This is a genomic window from Staphylococcus sp. OJ82, assembly GCF_000294465.1.
In the GTDB taxonomy this organism is placed as follows: Bacteria; Bacillota; Bacilli; order Staphylococcales; family Staphylococcaceae; genus Staphylococcus; species Staphylococcus equorum.
The window spans coordinates 46,250-65,178 of record NZ_ALPU01000008.1; the positions used below are offsets into that span (position 1 = coordinate 46,250).

Annotated in this window: 20 protein-coding genes and 2 other annotated features; of the genes, 18 read left to right on the plus strand and 2 right to left on the minus strand. The window is 31.3% G+C overall.

Features of this window, described 5'->3' with window-relative positions; translation table 11 throughout:
- Positions 1-74 precede the first annotated feature (74 nt).
- On the plus strand, positions 75-1,145 hold the full coding sequence (locus SOJ_RS07130) for an AbrB family transcriptional regulator (RefSeq protein ID WP_002507391.1): 1,071 nt from the start codon (positions 75-77) through the stop codon (positions 1,143-1,145).
- Between the two features lie 599 nt (positions 1,146-1,744).
- Here the strand turns inward: SOJ_RS07130 and SOJ_RS07140 are convergent.
- A complete protein-coding gene (locus SOJ_RS07140) occupies positions 1,745-2,323 on the minus strand; it encodes a DNA-3-methyladenine glycosylase I (protein ID WP_002507393.1) in 579 nt (192 codons plus the stop codon).
- Between the two features lie 59 nt (positions 2,324-2,382).
- Positions 2,383-2,624: a binding site (T-box leader), on the plus strand.
- A gap of 44 nt (positions 2,625-2,668) precedes the next feature.
- Between SOJ_RS07140 and SOJ_RS07145 the strand changes: the two genes are divergently transcribed.
- The 9 genes from SOJ_RS07145 (at position 2,669) to SOJ_RS07185 (ending at position 13,500) form a co-directional block, all read left to right on the plus strand.
- Positions 2,669-5,299 carry a valine--tRNA ligase gene (locus tag SOJ_RS07145; protein ID WP_002507394.1) on the plus strand — a complete coding sequence of 877 codons (2,631 nt, stop codon included), beginning with the start codon at positions 2,669-2,671 and terminating at the stop codon, positions 5,297-5,299.
- Positions 5,300-5,310: 11 nt separating this feature from the next.
- The gene (locus tag SOJ_RS07150; protein WP_002507395.1) at positions 5,311-6,573 is read left to right on the plus strand and encodes a bifunctional folylpolyglutamate synthase/dihydrofolate synthase; all 1,263 of its coding nucleotides are present in this window, start codon (positions 5,311-5,313) and stop codon (positions 6,571-6,573) included.
- 316 nt (positions 6,574-6,889) lie between these two features.
- A complete protein-coding gene (locus tag SOJ_RS07155) occupies positions 6,890-7,708 on the plus strand; it encodes a squalene/phytoene synthase family protein (protein WP_002507396.1) in 819 nt (272 codons plus the stop codon).
- A 305-nt stretch (positions 7,709-8,013) separates the two neighbouring features.
- Positions 8,014-8,718: a prepilin peptidase gene (locus SOJ_RS07160; protein ID WP_002507397.1), complete on the plus strand. Its 705-nt coding sequence runs from the start codon at positions 8,014-8,016 to the stop codon at positions 8,716-8,718.
- Positions 8,715-9,392 carry a RadC family protein gene (radC, locus tag SOJ_RS07165; RefSeq protein ID WP_002507398.1) on the plus strand — a complete coding sequence of 226 codons (678 nt, stop codon included), beginning with the start codon at positions 8,715-8,717 and terminating at the stop codon, positions 9,390-9,392. The genes SOJ_RS07160 and radC overlap by 4 nt, the downstream gene beginning before the upstream one ends.
- Positions 9,393-9,577: 185 nt before the next feature.
- The gene (locus SOJ_RS07170) at positions 9,578-10,642 is read left to right on the plus strand and encodes a hypothetical protein (protein WP_002507399.1); all 1,065 of its coding nucleotides are present in this window, start codon (positions 9,578-9,580) and stop codon (positions 10,640-10,642) included.
- Between the two features lie 67 nt (positions 10,643-10,709).
- Positions 10,710-11,981: a hypothetical protein gene (locus SOJ_RS07175; RefSeq protein WP_002507400.1), complete on the plus strand. Its 1,272-nt coding sequence runs from the start codon at positions 10,710-10,712 to the stop codon at positions 11,979-11,981.
- A 235-nt stretch (positions 11,982-12,216) separates the two neighbouring features.
- Positions 12,217-13,065, plus strand: coding sequence for an aldo/keto reductase (locus SOJ_RS07180; protein ID WP_002507401.1), 849 nt, complete (start codon positions 12,217-12,219; stop codon positions 13,063-13,065).
- 153 nt (positions 13,066-13,218) lie between these two features.
- A complete protein-coding gene (locus SOJ_RS07185) occupies positions 13,219-13,500 on the plus strand; it encodes a hypothetical protein (RefSeq protein ID WP_002507402.1) in 282 nt (93 codons plus the stop codon).
- Between the two features lie 149 nt (positions 13,501-13,649).
- Here the strand turns inward: SOJ_RS07185 and SOJ_RS14190 are convergent, their stop codons facing one another.
- The gene (locus tag SOJ_RS14190; RefSeq protein WP_002512479.1) at positions 13,650-13,829 is read right to left on the minus strand and encodes a hypothetical protein; all 180 of its coding nucleotides are present in this window, start codon (positions 13,827-13,829) and stop codon (positions 13,650-13,652) included.
- Positions 13,830-13,976: 147 nt separating this feature from the next.
- Between SOJ_RS14190 and SOJ_RS07190 the strand changes: the two genes are divergently transcribed.
- The 8 genes from SOJ_RS07190 (at position 13,977) to obgE (ending at position 18,922) form a co-directional block, all read left to right on the plus strand.
- Entirely contained in the window at positions 13,977-14,435 is a 459-nt protein-coding gene (locus SOJ_RS07190) for a DUF4930 family protein (RefSeq protein ID WP_002507403.1), read from the plus strand.
- A gap of 70 nt (positions 14,436-14,505) precedes the next feature.
- Entirely contained in the window at positions 14,506-14,664 is a 159-nt protein-coding gene (locus SOJ_RS14565) for a hypothetical protein (protein ID WP_002507404.1), read from the plus strand.
- Positions 14,665-15,084: 420 nt separating this feature from the next.
- The gene (mreC, locus tag SOJ_RS07195) at positions 15,085-15,927 is read left to right on the plus strand and encodes a rod shape-determining protein MreC (RefSeq protein ID WP_002507405.1); all 843 of its coding nucleotides are present in this window, start codon (positions 15,085-15,087) and stop codon (positions 15,925-15,927) included.
- The gene (gene mreD, locus SOJ_RS07200) at positions 15,927-16,451 is read left to right on the plus strand and encodes a rod shape-determining protein MreD (RefSeq protein ID WP_002507406.1); all 525 of its coding nucleotides are present in this window, start codon (positions 15,927-15,929) and stop codon (positions 16,449-16,451) included. Before mreC ends, mreD begins: the two co-directional genes overlap by 1 nt.
- A gap of 29 nt (positions 16,452-16,480) precedes the next feature.
- Positions 16,481-16,554, plus strand: a sequence feature (ribosomal protein L21 leader region).
- 13 nt (positions 16,555-16,567) lie between these two features.
- Positions 16,568-16,876 (plus strand): 50S ribosomal protein L21, encoded by a 309-nt coding sequence (gene rplU / locus SOJ_RS07205; RefSeq protein WP_002507407.1) that lies wholly within the window; start codon positions 16,568-16,570, stop codon positions 16,874-16,876.
- Between the two features lie 2 nt (positions 16,877-16,878).
- Positions 16,879-17,199 (plus strand): ribosomal-processing cysteine protease Prp, encoded by a 321-nt coding sequence (locus tag SOJ_RS07210; RefSeq protein ID WP_002507408.1) that lies wholly within the window; start codon positions 16,879-16,881, stop codon positions 17,197-17,199.
- 11 nt (positions 17,200-17,210) lie between these two features.
- The gene (rpmA, locus tag SOJ_RS07215) at positions 17,211-17,495 is read left to right on the plus strand and encodes a 50S ribosomal protein L27 (protein WP_002507409.1); all 285 of its coding nucleotides are present in this window, start codon (positions 17,211-17,213) and stop codon (positions 17,493-17,495) included.
- Between the two features lie 131 nt (positions 17,496-17,626).
- Positions 17,627-18,922, plus strand: a complete 1,296-nt coding sequence (obgE, locus tag SOJ_RS07220; RefSeq protein WP_002507410.1) for a GTPase ObgE — start codon at positions 17,627-17,629, stop codon at positions 18,920-18,922.
- Positions 18,923-18,929 lie beyond the last annotated feature (7 nt).

Here is an 18,929-nt window from a genome sequence, read left to right on the forward strand (position 1 = left end):
ACCATGTGTTGATCGGGCTCTTTTATATGTAAAGTACAATGAAGTATAATGATACCTATGAAAGTTGTGAGTACATGAATAAGCAATTAAGAAACAATATTATCGTTTTAGCATTAGCCTTATTTTTAAGTTTCATACTTAACGCCGCCCACATATTATTACCATTTATGTTTGGTCCTATTATTGCAAGTATCATCTGTGTGAGATATTTACATTTAGAAGTAAATTGGCCATTTTGGCTAAGTCAGATTGGTTTAGTGTTATTAGGTGTTCAAATTGGCTCTACTTTTACTAAAGAAGTTATTTTAGATATTAAAGATGATTGGTTTACCATTGTGATAATTACAGTGTTATTACTTGGTCTCGCATTAATCATTGCTTATTTTTTCAAAAAAATAGCAAAAGTGAATACTGAAACAGCAATACTTAGTGTCATTCCAGGCGCATTGAGTCAAATGTTGATTATGGCTGAAGAAAATAAAAAAGCAGATATTATGGTAGTAAGTTTGACCCAAACTTCGAGAATTATATTTGTGGTTATTCTTGTGCCTTTCATTTCATATTTTTTTAAAGACGCACAAGAATTAGCGACTGGTGGATCTGAAGTAACAGCAATATTGACTGAAGCTTTATCAATTCCTAGTATCATATTTTTGACACTAGCTGTAATCATTGTTTATGTCATAATGGGTAAAATTAATTTTCCAACTAAACAGATACTTGCACCAGTTCTTGTTTTAATATGTTGGAATTTGTTGACAGGTGCTAACTTTACATTAGATAATTATATTATTGCAGCTGCACAAGTCATATATATGATTAGAATTGGCGTTCAAATTGCACTCTTATTAGATCAGATGAAAGGACGGATTGCCGTCGCAATCGCTTTTCAAAATACATTCCTCATATTATTAGCTTTCGTAATGGTGCTTATCATCTCTACATTTTCGACTCATTCAGTAAATGAATTATTCTTGGGCGCTGCTCCAGGTGGCATGAGTCAAATTGTTATTGTAGCGTTAGAAACAGGTGCGGATGTCGCATTGATTTCTAGTTACCATATCTTTAGAATATTCTTTATTTTATTCTTAATTGCTCCAGCGATAAACGTGTTCTTGAAACATCGTGAAAAAAAACTTAACTAAACAGATGATATTTTTAATTAGACATTTGAACAATATCAGCACAATTATATATTACTACTTTTATACACAATACTATGATATAGAGAGGGTGAGACCGTGTTAGAAAATGTGATATAGGCATATCAAATAACTTTTAAAGTTAAAGTGACTCTGCTTTTTGAGCGAATATGGTGAAACAAAAGTCACAAGTAATAAAGTATTTCTAACATATATTATGAAATTTATTTATATCATGGCTATTATTCTTCTGTGGGTCAATGTCATACTGACTTACGATAGTGTTAAAGGTATCGTCGCAGTATTATTGAGTTTACTTATAATTAGATTGTATAAAAATAAAAAGATTGTTAAAAATAGTCACAAAAAACGAGATTTATAAAGGTTTTGAAATTTTAAAGACCTTACTATTTATTTGAAAATAAAAAATGTAGAATCGTTACTCTGTGAACTTACAATTAAAAAATGCCAACAAAACCTTATGGATTTGTTGGCATTTTTTAATTTTCTAGAGAAATATTCTTAGTTTGGTCGTAGAACTTTGTTGGATTATAGTAAAAAAATTGAAAAACAAACCTTCCTTGAAAGGAATTAATATATGGCTAACTAAAGCCTTTACCCTGATAATGCTTTGGATTATTAGGACATGCTTGTATGTGTGCATTATATAAACCGGCAGCTTCTAAAAATGAATAAACTGTCACTGGCCCTAAAAATTTAAAACCATACTGCTTTAATGATTTCGATAATTCCGTAGCGCGTGTGTCTACAGTTATACGATCACTTGGATTTGTATATCCACAATCGATGGGCTGGTGATCTACATATGACCAAAGAAAATCGCTGAAACTTCCGAAGTCTTTTTCTATTTCAAAATATCCTTTTGCTTGTCCTACAATGGCTTCTATCTTTTTTCTATTATGCACGATATTAGGAAATGTCATCAAGCGATCTATATCATCTGTTGTCATTCTAGAGATAAGCTCTGGATCAAAGTCATAAAAAGCTGCTTCATAAGATGCTTTTTTCTTTAAAATTGTTAACCAGGAAAGACCAGCATGTTGTGATTCTAAAGCCATCAGTTTAAATAATTTCAAACTATCATAAAGTGGTTGGCCCCACACTTCATCATGATATTCGAGATAGGTTGGATCTTTTGTACCAAATGCGCATTCATTCATATATTTTCACTCCATTCCATTGACTTATCTTAACATCCATTATACTATAATTAAGTAAAGAAATATTGTCTACTGGGAAGAGTAAATAGGCTTAGATTTAACAGAGAGTACATGTTTGCTGAAAATGTACAGTTTAACTTATTGAAGGTAGCCCACATTGAACTTTAGCTGAAATACTACAAGGTGATTGTATGTAAATTAGGTTGAAGCGTGTTTGAGCGTTAATCATAATTTTAAGTGCTTGAAATTAGTGAACTAATTTCTTGAATTTAGGTGGTACCACGGGAAATCCGTCCTATAATATTTATAGGGCGGATTTTTTTATTTTAAGGAGGATTTTAACGAATGGAAATGAAACCAAAATATAATCCGAACGAAGTTGAGTCAGGGCGCTATGAAGAATGGCTTAATAAAGGCTATTTTAAAGCATCTGAAGATAATACCAAAGAAACTTACACAATTGTTATTCCGCCACCCAATGTAACTGGTAAATTACATCTAGGGCACGCTTGGGATACAACCTTACAAGATATACTTACACGCATGAAACGTATGCAAGGTTATGATACTTTGTATTTACCAGGTATGGACCATGCTGGTATAGCAACACAAGCAAAAGTAGAAGCTAAATTAAATGAACAAGGATTATCTCGTCATGATTTAGGACGTGAAAAATTCCTTGAACAAGCGTGGGACTGGAAAGAAGAATACGCTACATTTATTAGAAAACAGTGGGCTAAACTAGGATTAGGTTTAGACTACAGCAGAGAAAGATTTACATTAGATGATGGTTTGAGTAAAGCAGTTAATAAAGTATTCGTTGATATGTATAATAAAGATTTAATCTATCGCGGAGAATATATTATAAACTGGGATCCTATCGCTCGTACTGCATTATCAGATATTGAAGTTATTCATGAAGATGTACAAGGTAAATTTTATCATTTTAAATACCCTTATGCAGATGGCGAAGGATATTTAGAAATCGCTACGACACGCCCTGAAACAATGCTTGGTGATACTGCGATTGTTGTGAATCCTAATGATGATCGTTATAAAGATGTCATTGGTAAAAAAGTTATATTACCAATACTTGGTAGAGAATTGCCTATCTTAGCAGACGATTATGTGGATATTGAATTCGGTAGTGGTGCAATGAAAGTGACACCTGCGCATGATCCAAATGACTTTGAAATCGGTAATCGTCATGACTTAGAGCGTATTATTGTCATGGATGAATCTGGTAAGATGAATGACAAAGCTGGTAAATACGAAGGCTTGGATAGATTTGACTGCCGTGAACAGCTTGTAAAAGATTTAGAATCTGAAGGTTTAGTTATTAAAATAGAAGAGCATGAACATTCTGTTGGACATTCTGAACGTTCTGGGGCAGTTGTAGAACCTTATTTATCTACACAGTGGTTTGTAAAAATGAAACCTTTAGCAGAACAAGCATTAGATAATCAAAAAACTGATGATAGAATCGACTTTGTACCTGCAAGATTCGAAAAAACATTTAACCGTTGGATGGAAGAAATTAGAGATTGGACAATTTCACGCCAATTATGGTGGGGACATCAAATTCCAGCATGGTATCACAATGAAACTGGAGAAATCTATGTCGGTGAAGCAGCACCAGATGATATTGAAAATTGGACGCAAGACGAAGATGTATTAGACACTTGGTTCTCTAGTGCATTATGGCCATTTTCAACATTAGGTTGGCCAGATGTTGAAGCTGAAGACTTCCAACGCTACTTCCCAACGAATGCATTAGTAACTGGCTATGATATTATTTTCTTCTGGGTTGCAAGAATGATCTTCCAAGGATTAGAATTTACTGGAAAACGTCCTTTTAATGATGTATTATTACATGGATTGGTCCGTGCAGAAGATGGACGTAAAATGAGTAAGTCTCTAGGTAACGGTGTTGATCCAATGGATGTTATCGATGAGTATGGCGCAGATAGTTTGAGATATTTCTTAGCAACTGGATCTTCACCAGGTCATGATTTACGTTACTCTACTGAAAAAGTTGAATCTGTATGGAATTTTATCAATAAAATTTGGAATGCAGCTCGATTTAGTTTAATGAATATTGGCGATGACTTTAAAGTTGAAGATGTAGACTTATCAGGTAATTTATCATTAGCAGATAAGTGGATTTTAACGCGTTTAAATGAAACGATTGCTAACGTTACGGATTTAAGTGACAAGTATGAGTTTGGTGAAGTTGGTCGTACGCTTTATAATTTCATTTGGGATGATTTTTGTGATTGGTATATTGAAATGAGTAAAATACCAATGAATAGCGATGATGAAGCTCAGAAACAAGTAACACGTTCTGTACTAACTTATGTGTTAGATAATACTATGAGAATGTTACACCCATTCATGCCATTTGTTACTGAACAAATTTGGCAAAATCTGCCACATGAAGGTGAAACAATTGTTAATGCACCTTGGCCTAAAGTGAACGATGCATTGATTTTTGATGAAAGTAAAGAAACGATGCAACAACTTGTTGAAATAATTAAATCTGTTAGACAATCACGCTTGGAAGTAAACACACCATTATCTAAAGCAATACCTATTTTCATTAAAGCAAAAGATGAAAATATTAAAAATACACTATTAAATAATTCGAATTATATAGATAGATTCTGTCATCCTAGTGAACTTACAATCGATACAGCAGTTGAAATACCTGAAAAAGCAATGACATCTATTACTACAGCTGGTGAAGTTGTCTTACCACTTGAAGGTTTAATCGATATGGATAAAGAGATTGAGAGACTAGAAAACGAACTTGGGAAATGGGAAAAAGAATTGGATCGTGTTAATAAAAAATTAGCAAACGATAACTTCGTTAATAAAGCACCTGAAAAAGTAATCAATGAAGAACGTGAGAAAAAACAAACGTATCAAGAAAAATACGAGGGTGTTAAATTACGAATTAATCAATTAAAAGCATAGGAGTCCTAAACATGAATTACCTAGATAGCTTATATTGGATACATGAAAGAACTAAATTTGGCATTAAACCAGGCGTTAAGCGTATGGAATGGATGTTGGAACGATTAGACAATCCTCAATTTAATATAAATGGTATTCATGTAGGTGGCACAAATGGAAAAGGATCCACAGTTGCATATTTAAGATCAGCGCTTGTTGATAATGGATATGAAGTGGGTACTTTCACTTCGCCATTTATTGAAACCTTTAATGAGCGTATAAGTTTAAATGGAATACCGATTAGTGATGACAATATTGTTGAATTAGTTCAAAAAGTAAAACCAGTAAGCGAAGCATTAGAAGTTGAAACAGAGCTTGGAACAGCCACTGAATTTGAAATCATTACTACGATGATGTTTTTATACTTTGGTGAATTACACCCCGTTGATTTTGTAATAGTTGAAGCGGGATTAGGGATTAAAAATGATTCAACGAACGTTTTTAAACCGATATTAACAATTCTCACAAGTATAGGACTAGACCACATTGAAATTCTAGGAGATACTTATACGGATATAGCAAAAGATAAAGGCGCAATCGTTAAACCTAATACGCCAATTATCTATGCAGTGAAAAATGAAGATGCGCTTAAAGTAATTCGTGGCTGCGTTGAGCAACAGAATACTGAAGGCATAGAGTTTGATCGTGATATTAGTATCGTTTCACAAGAAGAAGAATTTACTTATCGTTATAAAGACTATGAATTAGAAACCTTACTATTAAATATGTTGGGCGAGCATCAAAAAGAAAACGCAGCTTTAGCAATAACTGCACTTATTGAACTAAACGAATCAGGTATTGTTGATTTAGATTTCAATAAGATGATAGATGGTATTGAATCAGTAAGCTGGACTGGGAGAATTGAGCAAGTTAAAGTAAAGCCCTTAATGATTGTTGATGGTGCGCATAATGTTGAAAGCGTTGAGGCTTTGATTAGTACAATGAAAGATTATTATCACATTGATAGTCTGGATATATTGTTTTCTGCAGTGAAAGGAAAACCAATTAATACGATGGTAGACCAACTTAAAACAATTGCTTCAACATTTTATGTTACTGATTTTGATTTTCCTCGAGCATTAACTAAAGATGCTATTTTTGAAGAAATACGATTTGATCAAAAAGAACTTGTTGATGATTATGTGAAGTTTATTGAAACATATGAAGGTGATGGATTAATCATAACTGGAAGTTTATACTTCATTAGCGATGTTAAAGCGAAAGTTAATTTTTAAATATTATTTAACAACAGTGAATCTGTGCTGATATTAATTTAATAAAGATTTTTTCAATAAGAAAGCTAGTTATTATTTTACATTATTGAGTCAGGATTAATGATTTATTCTAACTTTAATGTAAAAGTAACTAGCTTTTTTATATAGTAGTTTTATGGAAAATTTTAAAAGTTGAATATTTTTATATTTTGTATAAATTTTAATTTATACGTCGTTTAAACCAGATAATTATTAGTGCTTTTTTTATCCATTTAGCAATTCCTATTTTAATTTGTAATAATATGATAGTATTTACAAAAGGGAGGGAAAGATTAACATGACAGAAAAGAAATTTCCAAAGGATGCAATGCGTGTACTGAAAGAAACAAGTCGTACGTTTTATATTCCGATTACCTTTTTAGAAAAAGAATTAAAACATTCAGTAGCATCTGCATATTTAATACTACGAGCAATTGATGAGATTGAGGATCATGAAGAAGTAGATAATGATTTAAAATATACAATTTTAATGCAAGTGAGTGAATTATTTAAAGAACCTTTCGATGAAGAAAAATATCTAGAGATACTGGGTCCTGTGAAAGATATCATGCCTGAAGTTACACTCCGTTTAAGTGAGTGGATAGACGCATGTCCTGACAGAACTTTGCCAATTGTTTTAGATTGTTCAAGCGAGATGGCATTCGGTATGGCAAAATGGGCGAAAGCAAACTGGGATGTTCATACACGAGAAGATTTAGATGAATATACATATTACGTTGCAGGACGTGTTGGTGTCATGCTGTCAGAACTATGGGAATTGTGTGCTGGTGAAAAAACAGACCGCGATTTAGCCATTGGTTATGGACGTGGACTTCAAGCTGTTAACATTTTACGAAATGAGAAAGAAGATTTAGGTGAACGTGGTGTAAGTTTTGTACCGGATGGTTGGAGTCGTGCAGACCTGTTTGATTATGCAGATGAAAACTTAGCAAAAGCAGATGCATATATCGATTCAATCCATAAGAGAACGATTATATTGTTCGCACGTTTACCTTTAGCACTTGCACATAAATCTTTAAAAGCTATGAAAAATGGCCGTGAAAAAATAACACGTAAAGAAGTGGAAGAAACTGTAGAAGAAGTTAAGAAAAAATAGTATCGAAAATAATGAATTATGTTATTTTTAAAAATAACAACAATAAATAGCATATTAATTTATGAATACAGAATGGCTGATTGTGTTTTTCTGTATCCATAGTTAAATGTACATATGTTTATTATACAGAAGCGCGTAATCTTTATTTTATTTAATTGATTAATCATTTAAATTGTAGAGGTTATGCGCTTTTTATGTACTAAAAATTTATTTTATCAAACTTACAATTAAAATTTTTAACTAAGTGATATTTTTGTTATTAAATTAAAACGGACATGATATAATTTTTGTAAGGAGGTATATTATTGATCAAACAACTTTTATTATGCCCAGTTCTATTTAGTTATTTGTATCAGTTGAGCTATGTGAATCAATTAAAGTTAAATTACTTTGGTTTACGGTCTCGTTGTGATTATTGTCATAGAGAACTTAAATTTATTGAAATGATACCAATTATAAGCTTTTTATGTTTGAAAGGGAGAAGTAATTGTTGTCAAAGTAAGTTGAGCTCTTTATATTTAATTGGAGAATTTTTATCGATTGTTCCTGCATTTGTTCTTTCTTATTTATCATTTCCTCTAGATCACACCACTTTTTTACTTATTTATATATTCCTACTTGTATTTACTATGTATGACATCAAAACTTTTGCATTACCAATCCATCTGTTTATTATATTTTCGTTGTGTGCCTACTTTATTGGACAAGGAAATGTATACCATTTTTTAATCATGACTATGGTATTACATTTTTTATATTTTTTAATACGTCACGGCATTGGTTACGGAGACATTCTTCTTTTTTCATTGCTTTCTTATTTACTGCCATATTCAGATTTTGTGTTAATAATGTTTTTTACGTTTATATGTGGAGGTATTTTTGCTTTATTTAGTATGATACTTTTTCGTAATTTGAAACAAAGAATACCACTGATACCTTTTATTTTTGTTGCTTTTAATTTAACGATGATATTTCATCAATATTTAACTTTAGGAGAGGGTCTTATTTGAGAATAAATGAACTTGCAGATAACCAGAAGCCGAGAGAACGTTTGTTAAGTCATGGTGCCTCACATTTATCACATGCTGAGTTATTAGCCATACTAATTAATACTGGTCGAAAAGGGAGTTCGAGTATAGATATTGCAAACGAATTGTTGAAGTCAGTTGATAACTTAAAAGAATTAAAAATGTTATCTATCAGCGACTTAAATAAAATCAAAGGTGTAGGTTTGTATAAAGCGCTTATTTTGAAAGCAGCATTTGAGTTAGGAGAACGCATGCATTCAGGTAGCGTAGATGATAAGATTCAAATTTCAAGTCCTAAAGATGTTGCGGATTTTATGATGGGTAAAATGGAGCATTTGACACAAGAGAAATTTATAGCGTTATTTTTGAATTCTAAAAACGTAATTATTAAGCAAAAAACCATATTTGTCGGCACTTTAAATAGTTCAATTGTGCATCCACGCGAAATATTTAGTGAAGCTATTAAATGTGCGAGTAATGCTATTATAGTACTACATAATCATCCTTCAGGTGACGTTACGCCCTCAAACGAAGATATTAAAACCACTGAAAGATTAAAAAAATGTGGTCAAGTGCTAGGAATTGATTTATTAGATCATATTATTATAGGTGATCATACCTATTTAAGCATGGTTGAAGAAGGTTATTTTGACTGAGGACTTTTAGAGTAAATGAAATATTTTAGTTCTGTTTCCAAGTTTAATTCATTTACATGAGTAGAACATAAATTACTTATCCTATATTTTAAAAACATATTAATTTGATAATTAAAAGACCTTTTGGATTGTTGATTTTTTAAATATACTTTATATTAAAGAAAGTTATGGAGGAGAACATTTATATGAGAGTCAAAAAAGTATATTTATTACTGATTCAATTTTTAATTATTATTTTATTAATATCTTTATTATTTACTAAATCAACTACAATATTTGCAGTCATATTTGCTTTATCAGCTTCAATTCTTATTATACATATATTGGTATCGAAGAACTCGTGGAAAGTGAAAATCATGTTCATTTCAATATATACTTTAATCTTAATTCTACAAGAAGTTTTTATAGCTTCTACATTTTTTAATAATAGTAGTATTTGGCTCGCCTTTTTAGTAAAAAATATCATTGGTATTATTATCATATTTGTACCGTTCTTTGTAAGGTACTTACATTATATATACACACTTGAACATCAATTTTCAATGATCAGTAAAACATCAATTAGTTTTGATATGATTAGAGAAATAAATAATAAAAGGAACAGTTTAAAAAAGAATGTTAGTAAAAGTAAAACTGCTTTATCTAAAGAAAATATTCATGAAATTGCGAATGATATTCCTAGGCATAGTTATATTAAATATTTAAATAGAAATGCGCTGAGTGAAAGTTATTTCGCAGAATGTGAAAAAAGTTTAAATGATGAAAACTTGTATATTGTTTTATCTAGCACAGGCAGTTCTGCAAGTGAATTAATTTCACTTTTCACTCAAAAAAATTATAATCATGTTTCTCTTAGTTTGGATAAAGAACTGAAAACAACAATTAGTTACAATGGTGGAGAAAATCTAACTCTACCTGGTTTAAACCAAGAACAATTAGAGTCTTTTAATAAAAAAAGTGACGCTAGTATAATGGTATATAAAATAAAAGCTACGAAAGAACAAAAGAAACGTATAATTGAAAAAATTAATGAAATAAATAACGCCGGTAGTGCTTATAATTTAGTAGGACTTGTAACTAAGGCATCTATTAGACCTAATATTATGTTCTGTTCTCAATTTGTGTACAGCATTTTGAAAATAGCTAATCTAGAGTATTTTGAAGCAAATAATACTAAGGTTAAACCTACTGATTTTGTAGAAAATGATTATTATAGAAAATTAGAATTTTGTTATGAAATTGCTTTTTAATATAGCATTCATGTCATATATACAGAATATTTATAGGTAATCTAAACTATTAAGAGGAGTGTAATATATGCATAATCGAAAAAAGTATAAAGTAAAACTTGATAACACAGCAATTATTCATATGGCTTCTCATAATAAAAGCTGGTTAAATATATTTAGGTTATCTATTACTTTAAAAGAAGAAATACACCCAGCCATATTACAAGAGGCTTTAAATGTAGTTACAGAAAGATTCCCTACAATTGCAGCTAGAATATCCAAAGGTATTTTTTGGTATTATCTAGAACCAGTTTATAAAGCACCCATTATAGAAAAAGATACAAAACTATTAAAGTATATGTCGAAAAAGGATTTATATAAAAGTAGTTTTCGCGTATTATATTCAGAAAAAAGTATACATGTTGAATTATTTCATTCATTGACTGATGGTAAAGGTGGCATGGTATTTTTGAAATCATTAGTTTATGAATATCTTAAACGAAAAGAAGGCCTACATTTAAAAGATAGAGAAGATATATTAGATACTAATGAGCATCCTAGTAAAGATGAAATAGCAGACAACTACAAAGATATTAAAATAAAACAAAAAAATAAAGTTACTTTTAAGAATAACCAAGTATACCAATTAAAAGGGAAAACAATAAACAAATTAAAAACAGAAAAATATATTATTGATATAGTAGATATAAAGAAAATAGCTAAAGACATGAATATAAGTTTAACTGTTTTAGTAGCTTCAATGATAATTATGGGGCTAATAAATTTGCAAAAAGAGGAAATGAAAACACAAAGTCAGAAAGATATTAAAATCTTCTTGCCTATTGATTTAAGAAATGTGTTCCATAAAAATACGTTACGTAATTTTGTCCTCTATATGAAACCTCAAATTAATCCTAAAGTTAAAGATTATACTTTGAATGAAATTATTAAAATTATTGATAATCAACTTAAGTCAGGATTATCGGAAGATAATTTACGAACAAGGATTCAGAAAAATGTGAGCATACAGAATAGTATATTCATTAAAATGATGCCATTATTTATCAAGCAATATTTTCTTAAGCGTTCATTTTTATTTAGCGAAAAAACAACATGCTTAACTCTGTCGAATTTAGGATTAATTCGAATGCCAATGGAAATGGATAAATATATAGATAGAGTAGACTGTATACTTAACACTCGATCACGAACGCCATACAACTGCAGTATGTTAAGTTATGATAATAAGTTATATATAAATTTAGTTAGAGACATTGAACAACCGTTATTGGAATTGGAAATAAATAAGTTATTAAAACAATTAAATATTAAGTATGAAGTAGAGAGTAATGAGTACTAAAAACTAACTTTATATCAAAAGGAGACAAACTAATACAGTTATTACTTAGTTTGTCTTTTGTCGTTGAAAAAATAATATAACGATTATATAAATTAAAACATCCATCGGTTTTGATAGTCTGAATATTTTCCCAGATTATTAAATTATTAAAACGGGTAGAAATAGAAAGTAACGAATATAAAATCAACTTGTTTATGCTGATTTTTAAATACATGGAAGAAGGGAAGGATTATGAATGACAATGTATGATGAATTTCGTTTAAATGATGGATCAACTTTACCTCATATAGGATTAGGAACGGTGAATATTCAAGGCGGAAAAGGCGTTAATCAAGTAATAAATGCAATTGATTTAGGCTATAGCTTAATAGATACTTCAACTAATTATAACAATGAAGGTATGGTAGGCGAAGCAATTCGTCGTTCGTCAATTCCTCGAGAACAGATTTATGTAAGTGCTAAATTACCAGGCGCTGCTCATGAATATGATAAAGCGATTAATCTTATTCAAGAGTCACTTTATCGTACTGGGTTAGATTATTTTGACAAATACTTAATACATTGGCCGAATCCTAAACAAGGTAAATTCGTTGAGGCCTGGAAAGCATTAGTCGATGCACAGAAATATGGTTTAATTAAAACAATTGGTGTTTCTAATTTTATGCCTGAACATTTAGATGAAATTATTGAAGCAACAGGAGTGACACCAGCTACCAATCAAATAGAGATACAACCGTATTTCAATAATAAAGATTTAATAGCAGAAAATGATAAAAGAGGTATTTTATCAGAAGCATGGAGTCCTTTAGGACGTGAAATTAATGATGTTCTTACAAATGATACGATTAAAACTATTGCTGATAAATATAATCGTACGCCCGCTCAAGTGATTATTAACTGGGTTAATCAAAACCATGTATTTCCAATTGTTAAATCGAGTGATGACGTACATCAACAAGAAAATTATAATTATCTTGACTTTGAATTAGAACAAGAAGACTTAGATAAGATTGATGCTTTAGATCAAGGTGAAAGCGGTCGTGTTGAAGGTCAAAATCCGCGTGAATATGAAGAGTTTGTTTAAGCATTTAAATTAACATTATATATTAATGACATCCTGTGCTTATGAAGGGATGTCTTTTTTGCATATGACATATTTGTTTTATGGAGTACATTAATCTTCCGGTATGCGTCAAGGTAATGTATAATCAAGATGTTATATAAGGAGGATTATATATTGGGAAGTATCTTATTAATCGGGTTATTGTTACCTGTAGTGTATCTTATGCAACTCACCAAAAAGCGCCAAGCAATTAATTTGAAAAGAACAGGTATTGCCATAGTTGTTTCAGTTATCGGCGTTGTAATTACAACTATATTATTCGTTGTATTTAATCATACATCAACTTCGATATGGATTTATTTATTGAGCGCTATAGCGGTAGCAATCATATGGGCACTATTATTAAGTGGCTGTTATTATGTTTATCAAGTGTTAAGTAATGGTGTAGGAAAGTAAGTAAATGACAAGTTTTTATAGTATATGTTAAGTTTTGTAAGTGGTAATTTGTAATTTTTACATATTTGAAGTAAAAGTATTAAAATTTTTAAACCTAATAGTACAAAAAATGCGCTTAATGGATAATTTAATCCTTAAGCGCTAAAATTTTAATTTATGAAATTGAAATAAGTGTTAAAATTCTCCATTAACCAAAGAATACCTTGGTAACCTAAATATATACATAACACAATAATCCCAATAGATATTATAAATCTTAAAATTGATAAACCTACTCTAAATAGTAGTATGACTAAGAGTGCAAGCAGGATTATAGATAAAATACTCATTCTGTATTCACTCCCTTTAAAAACATTGTACTATGAAAATATGGCATATGCATCAGTCTATAGTTAAGTTTTAAATACTTCTAGAGACTGATGATAATTCGACCGTAAAAAATTATAATTTAGAGTGACTTAATAGGAGGATGGTTCATGCGGTTTATTTTCAGTATTGTTAAAAACATTATAGCTGTCATAGCGATAGTAGCAATTGTACTTTTCGCATTAAAATATGCACCTTTTTTAAAAGACCAAGAATGGAACCCAGTACATGACGATAAGCCATCTATGAATAATGAAGCACCCCAACAAAATTTGACAGGTGGCAAACGCTATTCAGTGGAAGATAATGACATCCTTAATAATGTACCATTAAGTCAAACGAAAAATGTGTTTGATTGGATTAATAAAAAAGAGTTTATGTCAGTTTCAGGTTTAGAAAGAATGGGTTATACTGATGAATACCTGGCTGGTCAACGTGGCGATGAGTTTATTATCTATAAATTTGGCTCAGATTCACTTCGTGTTTATAAGACAGAAATCGAAATGGAACAAGATTTAAATCAATTAGGAGCGCATATTGAACTACAACCACAATCTAACTACGAGTAATGCGTTTGAATTATAGGGTGAAATGCGTTAGCCTTAAATAAGTAAAAACGTTAAAGGTTGGTGTCCAATTATGAGTGAACAGTCTAAAGATAAGAAAATGGCTGAGCAAGCTAAAGCACAAAATTTATTTGCACGTTGGCGTAAAAAAGAAACATTATATGAAGAAGATGAGAAAAAAGCTAAAAAATCAACTGACGACAACAATCCAGATGAAAAAGAAAATAACTAAAGTAAGTTTACGTCTCTTATGGTAGAGGCGTTTTTTTTTGCTTTTAAACTTAAAGGCAATTGTAATTCTTATATGAGCAAATATATAAAGATTAAGTGTATAAGGCATAAATACATGTGTTTGCCTCAAAAAGTATTTAAACTTAATTTTTTAACAAAAATAATATATTAATTACTATTCAGAAAATCAAAACTTTTTAATACACTATTGACTGTAAGTATTGTTATAATACAATGTATCGTTTAATTTATTTAATTTTAATCAAAACATGAAGTGTATTCGCTTAATCTAGTTAAACTAGTGATTCAACGTAGGAAGAATTTTGTTGTGGAATATTAGGGTTCGTGCTTTATTTCGTAACACTAGTGATATAAAATGATAATAAGAATATAAAATAGTTGGTTAATAGAGGTGTTCAGGTTGTCAAAGTTTTTTAAAAACAACAAATTGATTGTTATACTGTGTGCAATCATTGTGTTTATAGCCTTAATTGGTGTATCTTTGCGTTCACAAACGCAATCACCAGTAGAACAGTATGTAGGAGATACTGTTGCTTTTGGTCAAAAAGCAGTCAGCTATCCTGTACATTTTGTAACAGGATCTATCGGTAATCTCTTTGCAAAAGAAAGTTCAGAAGAACAAAGTAGTAAGGTAAAGCAATTAGAAGCTGAAAATGAAAGACTAAAAGCAGAAAATAAAACTTACAAAAAAGAATTAGATATTGAAGATATTTCAAAATATGAACCGATTTCTAGCACAGTACTATCTAGAAATCCTGATCAATGGATGAATACATTGGTTATAAACCAAGGTTCTAAAGATGGAATAGAAAACAATATGGCTGTGATGACTTCAGAAGGATTAGTTGGCCGCATCTCTAAAGTGAATCAATTCTCGTCTCAAGTAGATTTAATCTCAACGAACACTCGTGCTAATCGATTGTCTGTAAACATCCAACATGATGGAGAAAACGTTTTTGGTTTAATAGATCATTATGATGCTAAGAATGAAGAACTTGTAATTACAGATATAAATAATAAAGATAGTATTAAAAAAGGAGATAAAGTTGTTACGAGCGGCTTAGCAGATCAACTTCCTAGCAGTATTTACATAGGTGAAGTATCTAAAGTTGAAAATGATGAGTACGGTTTATCTAAAGAAGTAAGAGTGAAGACAGCTGCAAGTTTAGCAGACTTAAATCACGTCTATGTTGCTAAAAGAGACCCTAAAACAATACCAGATAATGAAAGCGGGGATAATTAATGCGCGCATTATACTACTTTCTTATTGGTATTGTATTGTTTTATATTGATACTGCAATTGGACTTGTTATACCAATGCAAATAGGAGATAAAGATATTATTTTCGTGCCACATTTAACAATCATGTACATTTTGATGCTAAGTGTGTATAGAAGTTTTGGTGTAGCGATGGTTTTATCAGTAGTATTAGGCCTAATTACAGATTTATATTTCGGCAGTTTTTATGGTCTATATCTATTTGGCTATATTTTATTTGTAGTCATCATGGACTTTTTCTTCAAAACGTTTTATAGAGATCATACAATGCTGTTTATCATTATTGTACTTAGTACAGTCTTCTTAGAAATTTATGTAGCAATTATGTATAGTATTTTAGGGCTTATTAATTTTGTGTTTATAGATTTTATTATATTTAGATTAATACCTACATTTATATTAAATTTAATTTTACTTACAATTTTATTCCCAATTATTATGAAATTCCTAAGAAAAGTGCAATTGAAGATTGACAGTAAGAAATCCTAATGCTAAAATGCAGTAGTTGAGTAGTTCATAGCTACATACAACCGCTCAGATTCAGGTTCAAGTACATTTATGTCACCTGCATTTGGCGTGACTTAAAATTATAGGAGGTGCAAAGTATGTTTGCTATTATCGAAACAGGTGGAAAACAATTAAAAGTTGAAGAAGGACAAGAAATCTTCGTTGAAAAATTAAATTTAAACGAAGGTGATACATTCACTTTTGACAAAGTATTATTTGTAGGTGGAGACTCAGTTAAAGTTGGTGCGCCAACAGTTGAGGGTGCTACTGTTACTGCTACTGCTAATAAAGAAGGACGCGGTAAAAAAATCACTGTATTCACTTACAGACGTCGTAAAGACTCAAAACGTAAAAAAGGTCATCGTCAACCTTACACTAAATTAACTATCGACAAAATCAACGCTTAATCATGATTACTGTTGATGTTACATTGAACGAAGCTGGTCAAGTAACTGATGTTATTATGGATGGTCATGCAGAACATGGCGAATACGGGCATGATATAGTTTGTGCTGGTGCATCCGCAGTTATTTTCGGAAGCGTTAATGCTATCATGGGATTAACAAGCGAAAAGCCAGACATTGATTACAATGATGACGGTGGACATTTCCACGTAAGAAGTGTCGATGCTACAAATGAAAAAGCGCAATTAATTCTTCAGGCAATGTTAGTATCATTGCAAACAATTGAAGAAGAATATAAAGAAAATATCAGACTAAATTATAAGTGAGGTGCAACCCAATGTTAAAATTAAACTTACAATTCTTCGCATCTAAAAAAGGGGTAAGTTCTACAAGAAACGGACGTGACTCTGAGTCAAAACGTTTAGGTGCTAAACGTGCTGATGGTCAATACGTTACAGGTGGATCAATTTTATTCCGCCAACGTGGTACTAAAATCTATCCTGGTGAAAATGTTGGTCGTGGTGGCGACGATACATTATTCGCTAAAATCGACGGCGTTGTTAAATTTGAACGTAAAGGTCGCGACAAAAAACAAGTTTCTGTTTACGCAGCAGCTGAGTAGTTTTTGTCACCATTAACACCAGAAGTTATGACTTCTGGTGTTAATTTTTTTGTCTTTATTTTCTAGTAGGCAAGATAATGATATAATATAAAAGATATGGAAATTAAGTTTTTAGAAAAAGAGGTGAAATCATGTTTGTCGATCAAGTTAAAATATCACTCAAAGCAGGTGATGGCGGTAACGGTATAACAGCCTATCGTAGAGAGAAATATATTCCATTTGGTGGCCCAGCTGGTGGCGACGGTGGTAATGGTGCGTCAATTATATTTGAAGTTGATGAAGGGTTAAGAACTTTATTAGACTTTAGATATCAAACACATTTCAAGGCTAATAGAGGTGGCGCTGGTCAAACAAGTAATATGCATGGTAAAAATGCAGATCACTTAGTTCTAAAAGTACCGCCAGGCACAATTGTGAAAAATGTTGAAACAGATGAAGTTGTTGCAGATTTAGTTGAAGATGGTCAACGTGCAACTGTAGCTAAGGGTGGTCGTGGAGGCCGAGGTAACTCTCGTTTCGCTTCTCCAAGAAACCCTGCACCTGATTTTAGTGAAAATGGAGAACCAGGTGAAGAAATAGAGGTTACGCTAGAATTAAAATTGCTAGCCGATGTAGGATTAGTAGGTTTTCCGAGTGTGGGTAAATCTACCTTACTCTCAATAGTATCTAAAGCCAAACCGAAAATTGGTGCATATCATTTCACTACAATTAAACCTAACTTAGGTGTTGTTTCCACAAAAGATCAAAGAAGTTTTGTAATGGCAGATTTACCTGGTCTTATTGAAGGTGCGTCTGAAGGTGTAGGATTAGGCCATCAATTTTTAAAACACGTTGAAAGAACAAAAGTTATTGTTCATATGATTGATATGAGTGGCTCTGAAGGTCGCGATCCATTTGAAGATTATAAAGTAATTAATGAAGAATTAAGTGCTTATGAACATCGTCTAGAAGAGAGACCTCAAATCGTTGTAGCAAATAAGATGGATATGCCAAATGCTGAAGATAACTTAGAGATTTTTAAAGAAGAATTGAATGATGATAGTATTCACATTATTCCTTTATCTACAGTGATGCATGATCATATAGACGAACTCTTATATGCAATTGCAGATAAATTAGAAGAAGTGAAAGACATTGACTTTAGTAAAGAAGAAGAGGAAGACTTGGGTGTTAACAGAGTGTTGTACAAACATACGCCAAGTCAAGATAACTTCACAATTACTAGAGATGATGATGCTGCATACGTTGTAAGTGGTAAAGCAATTGAAAGAATGTTCAAGATGACTGACTTCAATAGTGACCCGGCAGTACGTAGATTCGCACGTCAAATGCGCTCTATGGGCATTGATGAGGCGTTGAGAGCACGCGGTTGTGAAAATGGTGATATTGTAAGGATACTTGGCGGAGAATTTGAATTTGTTGAATAGGAGTGCT

What these genes read in the sequence shown, in the direction of transcription:
- SOJ_RS07130 (WP_002507391.1), top strand. Translation starts at nt 75, where the DNA reads ATGAATAAGCAATTAAGAAACAATATTATCGTTTTAGCATTAGCCTTA.
- SOJ_RS07140 (WP_002507393.1), bottom strand. Translation starts at nt 2,323, where the DNA reads ATGAATGAATGCGCATTTGGTACAAAAGATCCAACCTATCTCGAATAT.
- SOJ_RS07145 (WP_002507394.1), top strand. Translation starts at nt 2,669, where the DNA reads ATGGAAATGAAACCAAAATATAATCCGAACGAAGTTGAGTCAGGGCGC.
- SOJ_RS07150 (WP_002507395.1), top strand. Translation starts at nt 5,311, where the DNA reads ATGAATTACCTAGATAGCTTATATTGGATACATGAAAGAACTAAATTT.
- SOJ_RS07155 (WP_002507396.1), top strand. Translation starts at nt 6,890, where the DNA reads ATGACAGAAAAGAAATTTCCAAAGGATGCAATGCGTGTACTGAAAGAA.
- SOJ_RS07170 (WP_002507399.1), top strand. Translation starts at nt 9,578, where the DNA reads ATGAGAGTCAAAAAAGTATATTTATTACTGATTCAATTTTTAATTATT.
- SOJ_RS07175 (WP_002507400.1), top strand. Translation starts at nt 10,710, where the DNA reads ATGCATAATCGAAAAAAGTATAAAGTAAAACTTGATAACACAGCAATT.
- SOJ_RS07180 (WP_002507401.1), top strand. Translation starts at nt 12,217, where the DNA reads ATGACAATGTATGATGAATTTCGTTTAAATGATGGATCAACTTTACCT.
- SOJ_RS14190 (WP_002512479.1), bottom strand. Translation starts at nt 13,829, where the DNA reads ATGAGTATTTTATCTATAATCCTGCTTGCACTCTTAGTCATACTACTA.
- SOJ_RS07190 (WP_002507403.1), top strand. Translation starts at nt 13,977, where the DNA reads ATGCGGTTTATTTTCAGTATTGTTAAAAACATTATAGCTGTCATAGCG.
- SOJ_RS14565 (WP_002507404.1), top strand. Translation starts at nt 14,506, where the DNA reads ATGAGTGAACAGTCTAAAGATAAGAAAATGGCTGAGCAAGCTAAAGCA.
- mreD (WP_002507406.1), top strand. Translation starts at nt 15,927, where the DNA reads ATGCGCGCATTATACTACTTTCTTATTGGTATTGTATTGTTTTATATT.
- rplU (WP_002507407.1), top strand. Translation starts at nt 16,568, where the DNA reads ATGTTTGCTATTATCGAAACAGGTGGAAAACAATTAAAAGTTGAAGAA.
- SOJ_RS07210 (WP_002507408.1), top strand. Translation starts at nt 16,879, where the DNA reads ATGATTACTGTTGATGTTACATTGAACGAAGCTGGTCAAGTAACTGAT.
- rpmA (WP_002507409.1), top strand. Translation starts at nt 17,211, where the DNA reads ATGTTAAAATTAAACTTACAATTCTTCGCATCTAAAAAAGGGGTAAGT.
- obgE (WP_002507410.1), top strand. Translation starts at nt 17,627, where the DNA reads ATGTTTGTCGATCAAGTTAAAATATCACTCAAAGCAGGTGATGGCGGT.